This window comes from Pseudomonas sp. GW822-FHT03F08, assembly GCF_058801265.1.
On record NZ_JBXANC010000013.1, the window covers coordinates 165,154 to 176,547 of the forward strand.

Below are 11,394 nucleotides of genomic sequence, written 5' to 3' on the forward strand. Positions count from 1 at the left end.
AACGCGCAGCCCAACGGCTTTCCCAATAACAAAATGAGGACGGCACCATGAGCGCTTTAACCTTGAAAGTCGCAGTCAACCTGGTCAACGAAGCCATCAGCGCAGGGCGGGCGATCTCCGCCGCGCCGCTGACCATTGCAGTACTGGATACCGGCGGCCACCTGGTCACCTTGCAACGCGAAGACGGCGCCAGCCTGCTGCGCCCGAACATCGCCATCGGCAAAGCCTGGGGCGCCATCGCCCTGGGCAAGGGCTCGCGCCTGCTGGCGCTGGACGCGCAACAACGCCCGGCCTTCATCGCCGCGCTCAACAGCATGGGGCAGGGCAGCGTCGTGCCGGCACCGGGTGGTGTGTTGATTCGTGATCAGGCGGGGAACGTGCTGGGAGCGATCGGCATCAGCGGCGATCTGTCGGATGTCGATGAGCAAGTGGCGATCAAGGCTGTGGAGGCCCTGGATCTGCGGGCGGATGCGGGGGTGGCGGCCTGACGGGAACTGAATCACCCCGGTTGGTATTGAGGTGATGACGAATCGGGGTGGCGTCGATAGACTGCCGCCCCGTTTTTGTATCAAGGAAGATCAGCGTGAAGACGCTACTTGGCTTTTCTCTGGCCACGGCCATGACCCTCATCACTCCCTTTCTGCACGCCGCCGAACCGCTGGACGCCGAAGACATCGCGTTCCAGGCGCTGAGCCCGGTAGTTACCGCGCTGATCAATGCCGACGATGTTCCTGAATTGATGGCGCGGGCCGAGAAGCTCGAAGACACCGATACCTTGCAGGCCATTGCTGTTTATCTGGCGGCCACTCGTGAAGACCCCAAGCAGATGCTCGCGCCTTATCAGGTTGCCGCGCTGTTTGCCCGCCGTGGTGACGACAAACTGGCCTTGCGCTTCCTGCAAGAGGCTGACGATCGTGGCATGTGGTTCGGCCCATTGCTGGCCGGCGACGAGGATTTTTCCGACCTGCGCGAGACCTCCACCTACAAAGCCGTATTGGCCAGTGCGCAGCAGCGCTACAAGACCATCGCTCCCGGCAAGGTCGGCGCCATTTCAGTGCTCAACCCGTCGGCGGATATTCCCGCGCCCAAGGCGTGCCGTCCGGTGGTGGTCTGGCTGCACGGCTACGGTATCAACGGCGAGCTCGACGAGAGCTACCAACCACTCGCTGATACCGGGGCCATTATCCTTGGCATCAACGGTACCGAGATGATCAATGCGGTGGACAGCTTCCGCTGGATCGGCCCGGGCTTTGAAGGCACCCATCAGACGGTGCAGAACGGCTTGAAGCAATTGGAGGCGCAGCAATGCATCGATCGCAAGCACGTCTACCTGATGGGCTTCTCTCAAGGTTCACAACACGCGGGCGCCTTGCTGGCGCAACATCCGGATGACTACGCAGGTGCTCTGTTGCTGTCACCTGGCGGCCGACAGCCGACACCGACGGTGAGCAAGGCGCACGGCAAAAGGGTGTTTGTGATCAACGGCAAGATGGAAGGGTCGGGCAATCAGCAGATGGCCACTGACTTCCGCAAACTGTTCAGTGACGGCAACGAAGTCAAATCCCGTACCCATGAAGGCGGGCATTCCTTCCCGGACGACTGGAGCACCTCCTTGCCGCAAGCGCTGCGCTGGTTGATGGGTAGCGACGCCTGAAACAAAAAAATCGCAGGTCTGGCCACGTCTTCAGGACGCTTTGGCCAGGCCTGCGATTTTTTTGCGTGTGTGTCGCGCTGTCAGTCCGGTTCGCAGCCCTTGAGGACCAACCGGATGATGGTTTGCGCCGCGGCTTCATAGTCGGCTTCGTCGAGCTTTTCCTTGCCGGTCACGGCGGAGATCTGCCAGTCGAAGTCGGCGTAGGTCTGGGTCGCGGCCCAGATGCTGAACATCAGGTGATTAGGGTCGATCGGGGCGATCTGGCCGCGGTCGATCCAGCTCTGGATGCAGTCGATGTTGTGCTTGGCCTGGCTGTTCAGTTGCTCGACCAGGTCGGCGCTCAGGTGCGGGGCGCCGTGCATGATTTCGCTGGCGAACACCTTCGAGGCAAACGGCAGGTCGCGGGAGATGCGGATCTTCGAGCGGATGTAGCCGCTCAGCACTTCGCTCGGTACGCCGTCCGGGTTGAACGGGGTCGAGGCCTGCAGGATCGGCACGATGATGCTTTCCAGAACCTCGCGGTAGAGGTTTTCCTTGGACTTGAAGTAGTAGTAGACGTTGGGCTTGGGCAATCCTGCCTTGGCGGCGATGTCGCTGGTTTTGGTCGCAGCGAAGCCCTTGTCGGCGAACTCCTCACTGGCGGCACGCAGGATCAGTTCTTTGTTGCGCTCGCGGATTGTGCTCATAAACCCGGTGGTTCCTTGCCTGTACTGGCGGTTGCGCATGGTAGCACCGGCCTCGCGCGGCGCTCAACAATGCCCCGTGTGGTCTGCAGTCGCGGTATGCTGCGCGGCATTATTCACATAAGGAAACAAGATTCATGGCAGGAAGCAGTTTGCTGGTGCTGATCGACGACATCGCCACCGTTCTGGATGATGTGGCGTTGATGAGCAAAATGGCCGCCAAGAAGACCGCCGGGGTGCTCGGCGATGACTTGGCGCTCAATGCCCAGCAGGTCTCTGGCGTGCGCGCCGAGCGGGAAATTCCCGTGGTGTGGGCGGTGGCCAAGGGCTCGTTCGTCAACAAGCTGATCCTGGTGCCGTCGGCGCTGGCCATCAGTGCCTTTGTGCCGTGGCTGGTGACGCCGCTGTTGATGGTCGGCGGCGCGTATCTGTGCTTCGAGGGCTTCGAGAAACTCGCGCACCCGCTGCTGCACGGCAAGGACGAAGATCAGGCCGAGCATGCACAGTTGACCGAAGCGGTGGCCGATCCTGCGACCGATCTGGTGGCCTACGAGAAGGACAAAATCAAAGGCGCAATCCGCACCGACTTCATCCTCTCGGCGGAAATCATTGCCATCACCCTTGGCACCGTGGCCGAGGCTTCGCTGACGCAGCAAGTGATCGTGATGTCGGGCATCGCCATCGTCATGACCGTGGGCGTTTATGGTCTGGTGGCCGGCATCGTCAAACTCGATGACCTCGGCCTGTGGCTGACCCAGAAACCTGGCGCTGCGGCGAAACGCATCGGCAACGCGATCCTGCGCGCTGCGCCTTACATGATGAAAGGCCTGTCGGTGATCGGCACGGCGGCGATGTTCCTGGTTGGCGGCGGCATCCTGACCCACGGCGTACCGGTGGTGCATCACTGGATCGAGAGCGTAGGCGCAGCGGCGGGTAGCGTAGGGTTTGCAGTACCCGTGTTGCTCAATGGTGTGGCGGGGGTTGTCGCGGGTGCGGTGGTGCTGGTTGTTGTATCGGTCGTCGGCAAGTTCTGGAAAGCGCTGAAGGGCTGATCTTCTGCTCAATGAAAAAGGCCATTCGATTCGCATCGAATGGCCTTTTTTGTGGCTGCCGGTTTTACTCGGCGATCTGCAGTTTGCGCGATTCGGTGTACACGTAGCGTACCTTCTCGTACTCGAACGGCGAGTTCATCTGACCGTAGCGGAAGTGGGTCTGATAGCGCTTGTCGACTGCACGCAGCGCCCAGATTTCCGGGTGGTTTTCGCTGACTTTCGACACGTTCAGGTAGTTGATCGCCGATTCGGCGGTGTAGTCCACGGCGAGGCCGGCGGTGTCGCGGATGTTCGACGGGCCGAGGATCGGCAGCACGAAGTAGGCGCCGCCCGGTACGCCGTAGAAGCCCAGGGTCTGGCCGAAGTCTTCGCTCTGGCGCGGCAGGCCCATGGCGGTGGCCGGGTCCCACAGGCCGGCGATGCCGATGGTGGTGTTGAGCAGCAGGCGCGCGGTGGTTTCCATCGAACGCTTGCCCTTGAACTGCAACAGGCTGTTGACCAGGTTCGGCACGTCGCCGAGGTTGTTGAAGAAGTTGCTCACGCCGGAACGCACGAAACCGGGTGTGACGTAGCGATAGCCGTCGACCACCGGCAGGAACACCCATTGGTCGAAGCGGTAGTTGAAGTGGTAGACCCGGCGGTTCCACGATTCCAGCGGGTCATAGACGTTCAGCGCGTTGAGCGTCGAGCGCTCGAATTCGCGCTGGTCCAGCCCCGGGTTGAACTTGAGTTTGGACAGCGGCTCCTTGAAGCCGTCACTGTCGACTACCACGGGTGCGTTGGCTTTGCTGTTGTCGGCCTGGGCCACGCCTGCACAGAGTAACGCTGCAAACAGCAGGAGATATTTAGCCACGGAAGAACTCCAGCATGGCGTCGCTGTTGACGCGGTAGTTAAGGTTGCCGCAATGGCCGCCCAGTGGATAAACCGTCAGGCGATCGCCGAAGGTCTTGCGCAGGAAACCGAGGTCGCCCGGGCCGAGGATCACGTCGTCGGCGTTGTGCATCACGGCGATTTTCGGGCTGTCGTGCAGGTAATCCTTGAGGGCATACAGGCTGACCTGATCGATCAGTTGCAGCAGGCTGCCGCCATCGGTGCGGGCGCGCCACATCGGGATCACCTGTTCGGTGAGGTAGCAGTCGAAGTCACATTGCAGCGCACGCTTGAGGAACGGCGTGAGGCTGGTGCCTTCGGTGATCGGGAATTTCGGCGGGGTGATCAGGCCGCGACGGTTGATCAGGTCCGAGGTGAAGGCAATGTCCGCCGCCGAGAAGCGGAACGAGGTGCCGATCAGCATCGCCATCTGCTCGTTGCTCAGGTGCTGCTTGGACTGTTGGAAGTCATAGAGCAGGGCATCGTTGAGATCGATGTAGCCTTTCTGCTGGAAGTAACGGGTCAGCTTGCCCAGCACCAGTTCATAGAACGTGGTGCTGTTGTTGATGCCCTTGACCTCGGTCTGCACCAGCTTGTCGAGGTTGGTGACCGAGGTGTAGAGGTTGACCGGCGGGTTGAGCAGCAGGACTTTCTTGAAGTTGAAGCTGCGGCGGGTTTCGTCCAGGTGGGCGACGAACGCCGCGTCCAGCGCGCCGAGGCTGTAGCCGCTGAGGTAATAGTCGGTGACCGGCAGTTTCGGGTTCTGCGCACGCACGGCCTGCATCACCCGGTACATGTCTTCGGCGTCTTCCTTGGTCACGCCGGGGGTGGCGAAACGCGAGGCGGCGCTCATGAAGTCGAAACTGGTCGGGGAGGACAGCTGCACCACGTGGTAGCCAGCCTTGTAGTAGAGCTTTTTCAGGTATTCGTTGAGGGTGCTGTCATAGCGTGCGCCGGTGCCGGCGATCAGGAAGATCAGCGGGGCGGCCTTGTCCTGGGTGGCGATGCGATACGTCAGTTTTTTCACCGGCCAGAAATTGTCCGGCAGGATGAATTCGCGTTCCGGGCGCAGGGTGACGCTGCGGTCGGTCTGATTGATGTCGTCGTCCGACGGCAACTCCGGGCGCAGGTCCGGTGGCGTGGTGGCGATGGTCGCTTCGAACGGGTTGGTCAGGGGATAGCCATAACTGGCGGCGTCGATATCCACCGCCAGCGCGGACGCACTCAGAATAAGGCCGCCCAGCAGGGCGACGAAGCGCAAGGATCGGAGCATGACTGAATCCCTTAAAGGAAGGTGCCGAATGAGGTTCGCAGGCTATGACCACTGGGTTTGCGCCAAAGTGCCACGCATCGGCACCAATCAGACGGAATTCGGGGTAATAGTAGCCGGACGATACACTTTGCACGGATTGAATGACCAGTTAAGAGTTGTTAGTTCTTGCACAAGGCTGGCAGGCGATTAAGCTGGCCGCCGATTTCATCGTTTGGAGTGTTCCATGTCCCGCCGCTTGCCCGTGATTCTGCTGCTCGTTCTTTTGCCGTTATGGCTGGCCGCCAGTTATGGCGCGCGTTTTGGCTTCATGGAGGACGCGCAGTGGGTGGGCATCTGCGTGGATGAAGCGAGCCGTTGGGAGTGCTCGGTGCGCTCGAACCTGGGCCTGATGATTCATTTCCAGATGCTGGGCTGGGCGGCGATCGCGGCTGCGGTGATCGGTTTTGTCGTGCCGGGGCGGGCAGGGTGGTGGCTGGCGGTGCTGGCGCTGGTGTTCGGGTTTCCGGCGCTGGCTTTGTACAACACCACGCTGGCGGTGTTTGCGGTGGTGATTGCCGGGTTGCGGCTGGTGCGGGAATCGTGCGACGCCAGGTAGTCATGCATCGCGGGCTCGCCCGCGATGCAGTACTTTCAGGTGCTTAAGGTCAGCCTTTGCGAACCCGCAGGCAGCGCCATAGCGCGGCCACCATCAGCACACTGACCAGCGCCCAGCCCCAGGCCTGCTGATTCTGCAGACCTTCACGGTACAACTGCGGCGCAATGCACGCACCGATGATGAAGGTCAGCAGGGCAATCTCCCGGCGGGCCACCGGCTCCGGGCGGCACAGGTAAACCAGTGCCGGCAGAATGAACGCCGCACTCGCAAAGCTGCGATAGCGTGGATCGAACACCATCTCCAGCGCCATCACCGCACCCGCGAAACCGACGGCAGCGGCCAGCCAGCCGGCGTGTCGTTCGAAGGCGTTGAAGGCGCGCTCACGCCAGCCGTTGCGGGCGCTCAAGGTCAGCGCGGCGTGTGCCAGCACCAGCAAATTCAACGCAGTCAGCAAACCGACCCACACCCATTCGCTGGCGAACCGCGTGGTCAGCCATGCCAGATTGCCCCAGGCGCCGATCGAGCACGCGGCGAGGGCGCCGAGCAATGGCAGCACCAACGCTGAGCGTGTGGTGCGAACCCGACCGCCAAGCATCAACGTGCCGACAAAGATCAGACCACCGAGCGACAGCCAGCGCGACCAGTCAGGCACGTTCGACACCGGCCCGGCCAGTACGCCTTTGTCCTGACGATCGGCATCGAACAGTCCCCAGTAACCGCCGACCGCGCCTTCGCTGCCGCGCTTCCACGGCTGGTCGAAAGCTTCGATCAGGTTGTAATGCCAGCCCTGCTGTTCGGCGAGGGTGACAAAACCACGAATGAACTTGGCTTCGTTGACCCGGCTCGGCAACGCGGTCTCACGCTGACGGCCTTCGCTCGGCCAGCCGGTTTCGCCAATCATCACGTCCTTGGGCGCGAACTTGTTGCCGAACACCTGACGCACTTCCGCTACGTGTTGCAGGGCGGCATCGATGTTCGACGGATCATCTTCCCAGTACGGCAGCAAGTGAATGGTCAGGAAATCCACCGCCGGCGCAACTTCCGGGTGCTTGAGCCAGAACTCCCAGACATCGGCGTAGGTCACTGGCTGCTTGATATGGCGCTTGACCTTGTTGATCAGCTTCGCCAATTGCGCCCCGGTGACCTCCTTGCGCAGCAACGCTTCGTTGCCGACGATCACCGCGCTGACCACATCCGGGTTGGCGTTGGCCGAGGCGATCAGCAGATCGACTTCTTTCTCGGTGTCCACCGGATTGCTGTTGACCCACGCACCGATCATCAGCTTCAAACCATGCTTGCGCGCCAGATCAGGCAGGGCTTCGAGGCCGGTCATGGAATAGGTGCGGATGCATTCGAAACGAGTCGCGAGCAGGGCGAGATCGGCGTCCATGCGCTCCGGGCGCAGTCGGAACGGTACGTCGAACGGCGACTGATCCTTGTCGAACGGGGTGTAGGAGGCGCACTGCAACTTGTGGGTCGGGGTGGCGACGTCCGGCAGGATCACCGGTTTGCCGAGGCCGTACCAGAAGCCGCAAAGCGCAAACAGGCCAAGCAGGCAGGCGAACAGATAAGGAAGAAAAGGGAAGCGGGAGGATGCGGACATGGTCAGGCCGAGTGGCTGCAAAGCGACGCATGTTACCTGCATTTATAGAGGGGTTGGTGGCCCGCATGATTTTGACATGCAAAGTTTGGGCGGATTGTCTGGCGCCAATTATTCAGGCGCAGTTAATGGCTTTCTGATGTCGTTTCTCGTTGCTTCGAGGTCGCTGGCAGAGCAGGTCGCTGAGTGCGTCAGGTTGATGATCGAACTCATCAGTACTCCGCTGATGTTCGAACGAGTTTGCGGTCAGGCGTGATGGGGGCGCTGTGCACCATAACAATACGTTGACGATGCCCGGCATCCGTCGGGCGCAGCATTTCGGGGAAGTAACGATGAAGATGCGACGACTTTTAGGCGCAGGTGCCGCTCTGGTGCTTGCGATGAGCTCCACTTTCGCCAGCGCTGAAAAACAGACCCTGAACATCGGTTACGTTGACGGCTGGTCCGACAGCGTGGCGACCACCCACGTGGCGGCCGAGGTGATCAAACAGAAACTCGGCTATGACGTGAAGCTCCAGGCCGTCGCTACCGGGATCATGTGGCAGGGCGTTGCCACCGGCAAACTCGACGCCATGCTGTCGGCCTGGCTGCCCGTGACCCACGGTGAATACTGGACGAAGAACAAGGATCTGGTCGTCGATTACGGCCCGAACTTCAAGGACGCGAAAATCGGCCTGATCGTGCCGGAGTACGTCAAAGCCAAGACCATTGAAGACCTGAAAACCGACGACAGTTTCAAGAAACGCATCGTCGGCATCGACGCCGGTTCAGGCGTGATGCTCAAGACCGATCAGGCGATCAAGGATTACGACCTGACCGGCTATCAACTCAAGGCCAGTTCCGGCGCCGGCATGATTGCCGAGCTGACCCGTGCCGAGAAAAAGAACGAATCCATTGCCGTGACCGGTTGGGTGCCGCACTGGATGTTCGCCAAGTGGAAACTGCGCTTCCTCGACGACCCGAAAGGCGTGTATGGCGCGGCTGAAACCGTGAACAGCATCGGCAGCAAGGAACTGGCGACCAAGGCGCCGGAAGTGGCCAAGTTCTTGAAGAACTTCCAGTGGGCGTCGAAAGACGAAATCGGCGAAGTCATGCTGGCGATTCAGGACGGCGCCAAACCTGACGCAGCGGCCAAGGATTGGGTGGCCAAACACCCGGATCGCGTGGCTGACTGGACCAAGTAATATAAGTCGAAGCGTCTAGTCTGCGCTTCCCAGGGCCGCCCGGCATCACCGCCGGGCGGCCTTTTTTATGGCGCTTCTTTTTATAGGGAAAGTGGGCCGTTTTCGGGTGGTCTGGAAATTGGCAAAAACGCCATGGCGTTCTACTACTAAGGTCGTCTGGAAGCCGGCTCGCAGCCGCATAGAGTGGCTATGTTCCAAAAATAAAAATCTGTGCTGCGAGGATAAAAACAATGAACGACAGCATTTACCTCTCTATTCAGAACAGCCCGCGCTTCAAGGAGCTGGTGAAAAAAAGGGAAAGGTTCGCCTGGATACTCTCGGCGATCATGCTAGGGCTCTACTCCGGATTCATCCTGCTGATCGCGTACGGGCCACAAGTGCTCGGGACCAAAATCAGTGCCGGCTCATCGATCACCTGGGGCATCCCCATCGGTGTCGGGCTGATTGTCTCGGCCTTCGTCCTGACCGGCATCTACGTACGCCGCGCCAATGGCGAGTTCGACGACCTGAACAATGCGATTCTCAAGGAGGCTCAGCAATGATCCGGCGTCTACTGGCTCTTTTGAGCATCGCAGCGTTCGCTCCAGCCGCCTGGGCCGCTGACGCCCTGACCGGCGAAGTCCACAAACAACCGCTCAACGTTTCCGCGATCGTCATGTTCGTGGTGTTCGTCGGCGCGACCCTGTGCATCACCTACTGGGCCTCCAAACGCAACAAGTCGGCTGCCGATTACTATGCGGCAGGCGGCAAAATCACCGGTTTCCAGAACGGTCTGGCGATTGCCGGTGACTACATGTCGGCGGCGTCCTTCCTGGGGATTTCCGCGCTGGTGTTCACCTCCGGCTACGACGGCCTGATCTACTCGATCGGCTTCCTGGTGGGCTGGCCGATCATTCTGTTCCTGATCGCCGAACGTCTGCGCAACCTGGGTAAATACACCTTTGCCGACGTGGCGTCCTACCGCCTCGGGCAAACCCAGATCCGCACGCTGTCGGCCTGCGGTTCGCTGGTGGTGGTGGCGTTCTACCTGATCGCGCAAATGGTCGGTGCCGGCAAGCTGATCCAGCTGCTGTTCGGTCTCGACTACCACGTTGCGGTGATTCTGGTCGGTATCCTGATGTGCCTCTACGTGCTGTTCGGCGGCATGCTGGCGACCACCTGGGTACAGATCATCAAGGCCGTGCTGTTACTGTCCGGTGCCTCGTTCATGGCGCTGATGGTGATGAAGCACGTCAACTTCGACTTCAACACCCTGTTCTCCGAAGCCATCAAGGTTCACGCCAAGGGCGAAGCGATCATGAGCCCCGGCGGTCTGGTGAAAGACCCGATCTCGGCGTTCTCCCTCGGCCTGGCACTGATGTTCGGTACCGCTGGCCTGCCGCACATCCTGATGCGCTTCTTCACCGTGAGCGATGCGAAAGAAGCCCGTAAGAGTGTGCTGTACGCAACCGGTTTCATTGGCTACTTCTACATCCTGACCTTCATCATCGGCTTCGGCGCGATCCTGCTGGTCAGCACCAACCCGGCCTTTAAAGATGCAGCGGGCGCTCTGCTCGGCGGCAACAACATGGCGGCGGTGCACCTGGCCAACGCCGTGGGCGGCAGCATCTTCCTCGGCTTCATCTCGGCGGTGGCGTTTGCAACCATTCTGGCGGTAGTGGCGGGTCTGACCCTGGCCGGTGCTTCGGCGGTGTCTCACGACCTGTACGCCAGCGTGATCAAGAAAGGCAAAGCCAACGACAAGGATGAGATTCGCGTTTCGAAGATCACCACCATCGCACTGGGCATCCTGGCCATCGGCCTGGGCATTCTGTTCGAAAGCCAGAACATTGCGTTCATGGTCGGCCTGGCGTTCTCCATCGCGGCGAGCTGCAACTTCCCGGTGCTGCTGCTTTCGATGTACTGGAAGAAGCTGACCACTCGTGGCGCGATGATTGGCGGCTGGCTGGGTCTGGTGAGTGCGGTGGGGCTGATGATTCTTGGCCCGACCATCTGGGTGCAGATTCTGCATCACGAGAAGGCGATTTTCCCTTACGAGTATCCGGCGCTGTTTTCGATGATCATTGCGTTTATCGGGATCTGGTTCTTCTCGGTTACCGATAAATCGGCGGCGGCAGAGAATGAGCGGGCGCTGTTCTTCCCGCAGTTTGTGCGTTCGCAGACGGGGTTGGGGGCTAGTGGGGCGGTTTCGCACTGAGGCTTCCAGGTTGAATATGTAGGTTGAGTTGGATGGAAATGCCCTGGTCGAGAGATTGGGGCGTTTTTTTGTGGGCGGTTATCGGACTTTCTTTGGGGTGGTTTTGGTTTGTGTGTATATCCGTTGCTGCGGTAACGGCTACTTAGGGTTCCGCCCTTACGGCGGGTCACTTTTGGCAAACGCCCCAAAAGTAACCAAAAGGTCTCTACCCTGACGTACGGCCCTCGCTGTGGCTCGGGTTCCTTCGCTCCGGGATTGATCCGGGGGCATCGCCTACGGTTTGCT

The 11,394-nt window shown here is 60.4% G+C and carries 11 protein-coding genes; 7 read left to right on the plus strand and 4 right to left on the minus strand.

Features of this window, described 5'->3' with window-relative positions; translation table 11 throughout:
• Positions 1-47 precede the first annotated feature (47 nt).
• Together AC1RME_RS27360 and AC1RME_RS27365 are read left to right on the plus strand one after the other, a co-directional pair.
• On the plus strand, positions 48-488 hold the full coding sequence (locus tag AC1RME_RS27360; protein WP_085710524.1) for a GlcG/HbpS family heme-binding protein: 441 nt from the start codon (positions 48-50) through the stop codon (positions 486-488).
• Positions 489-583: 95 nt separating this feature from the next.
• Entirely contained in the window at positions 584-1,654 is a 1,071-nt protein-coding gene (locus AC1RME_RS27365; protein ID WP_096822133.1) for an alpha/beta hydrolase-fold protein, read from the plus strand.
• Between the two features lie 80 nt (positions 1,655-1,734).
• On the opposite strand, the gene AC1RME_RS27370 is transcribed toward AC1RME_RS27365, so the two are convergent.
• Complete coding sequence (locus AC1RME_RS27370) at positions 1,735-2,340, minus strand: TetR/AcrR family transcriptional regulator (protein WP_096822132.1); 606 nt, start codon at positions 2,338-2,340, stop codon at positions 1,735-1,737.
• A 134-nt stretch (positions 2,341-2,474) separates the two neighbouring features.
• On the opposite strand from AC1RME_RS27370, the gene AC1RME_RS27375 reads away from it, so the two are divergent.
• Entirely contained in the window at positions 2,475-3,389 is a 915-nt protein-coding gene (locus tag AC1RME_RS27375) for a DUF808 domain-containing protein (RefSeq protein ID WP_096822131.1), read from the plus strand.
• A 64-nt stretch (positions 3,390-3,453) separates the two neighbouring features.
• Here AC1RME_RS27375 and AC1RME_RS27380 read toward each other — a convergent pair whose 3' ends face one another.
• Both AC1RME_RS27380 and AC1RME_RS27385 read right to left on the minus strand, forming a co-directional pair.
• A complete protein-coding gene (locus AC1RME_RS27380; RefSeq protein WP_096822130.1) occupies positions 3,454-4,242 on the minus strand; it encodes an MlaA family lipoprotein in 789 nt (262 codons plus the stop codon).
• Complete coding sequence (locus AC1RME_RS27385) at positions 4,235-5,533, minus strand: serine/threonine protein kinase (RefSeq protein WP_096822129.1); 1,299 nt, start codon at positions 5,531-5,533, stop codon at positions 4,235-4,237. The genes AC1RME_RS27380 and AC1RME_RS27385 overlap by 8 nt, the downstream gene beginning before the upstream one ends.
• A gap of 223 nt (positions 5,534-5,756) precedes the next feature.
• Between AC1RME_RS27385 and AC1RME_RS27390 the strand changes: the two genes are divergently transcribed.
• Positions 5,757-6,128, plus strand: a complete 372-nt coding sequence (locus AC1RME_RS27390) for a hypothetical protein (protein ID WP_096822128.1) — start codon at positions 5,757-5,759, stop codon at positions 6,126-6,128.
• A gap of 49 nt (positions 6,129-6,177) precedes the next feature.
• Here the strand turns inward: AC1RME_RS27390 and AC1RME_RS27395 are convergent, their stop codons facing one another.
• Positions 6,178-7,773: a glycoside hydrolase family 17 protein gene (locus tag AC1RME_RS27395; RefSeq protein ID WP_096822127.1), complete on the minus strand. Its 1,596-nt coding sequence runs from the start codon at positions 7,771-7,773 to the stop codon at positions 6,178-6,180.
• Between the two features lie 287 nt (positions 7,774-8,060).
• On the opposite strand from AC1RME_RS27395, the gene AC1RME_RS27400 reads away from it, so the two are divergent.
• The 3 genes from AC1RME_RS27400 to AC1RME_RS27410 all read left to right on the plus strand — a co-directional run bounded on the left by AC1RME_RS27400 (position 8,061) and on the right by AC1RME_RS27410 (position 11,109).
• Entirely contained in the window at positions 8,061-8,912 is an 852-nt protein-coding gene (locus tag AC1RME_RS27400) for a glycine betaine ABC transporter substrate-binding protein (protein WP_096822126.1), read from the plus strand.
• Positions 8,913-9,142: 230 nt separating this feature from the next.
• Entirely contained in the window at positions 9,143-9,454 is a 312-nt protein-coding gene (locus AC1RME_RS27405; RefSeq protein ID WP_096822125.1) for a DUF485 domain-containing protein, read from the plus strand.
• Entirely contained in the window at positions 9,451-11,109 is a 1,659-nt protein-coding gene (locus AC1RME_RS27410; RefSeq protein ID WP_096822124.1) for a cation acetate symporter, read from the plus strand. Before AC1RME_RS27405 ends, AC1RME_RS27410 begins: the two co-directional genes overlap by 4 nt.
• Positions 11,110-11,394: the final 285 nt, after the last annotated feature.

What these genes read in the sequence shown, in the direction of transcription:
- AC1RME_RS27410 (WP_096822124.1), top strand. Translation starts at nt 9,451, where the DNA reads ATGATCCGGCGTCTACTGGCTCTTTTGAGCATCGCAGCGTTCGCTCCA.
- AC1RME_RS27370 (WP_096822132.1), bottom strand. Translation starts at nt 2,340, where the DNA reads ATGAGCACAATCCGCGAGCGCAACAAAGAACTGATCCTGCGTGCCGCC.
- AC1RME_RS27400 (WP_096822126.1), top strand. Translation starts at nt 8,061, where the DNA reads ATGAAGATGCGACGACTTTTAGGCGCAGGTGCCGCTCTGGTGCTTGCG.
- AC1RME_RS27375 (WP_096822131.1), top strand. Translation starts at nt 2,475, where the DNA reads ATGGCAGGAAGCAGTTTGCTGGTGCTGATCGACGACATCGCCACCGTT.
- AC1RME_RS27405 (WP_096822125.1), top strand. Translation starts at nt 9,143, where the DNA reads ATGAACGACAGCATTTACCTCTCTATTCAGAACAGCCCGCGCTTCAAG.
- AC1RME_RS27390 (WP_096822128.1), top strand. Translation starts at nt 5,757, where the DNA reads ATGTCCCGCCGCTTGCCCGTGATTCTGCTGCTCGTTCTTTTGCCGTTA.
- AC1RME_RS27395 (WP_096822127.1), bottom strand. Translation starts at nt 7,773, where the DNA reads ATGCAGGTAACATGCGTCGCTTTGCAGCCACTCGGCCTGACCATGTCC.
- AC1RME_RS27360 (WP_085710524.1), top strand. Translation starts at nt 48, where the DNA reads ATGAGCGCTTTAACCTTGAAAGTCGCAGTCAACCTGGTCAACGAAGCC.
- AC1RME_RS27385 (WP_096822129.1), bottom strand. Translation starts at nt 5,533, where the DNA reads ATGCTCCGATCCTTGCGCTTCGTCGCCCTGCTGGGCGGCCTTATTCTG.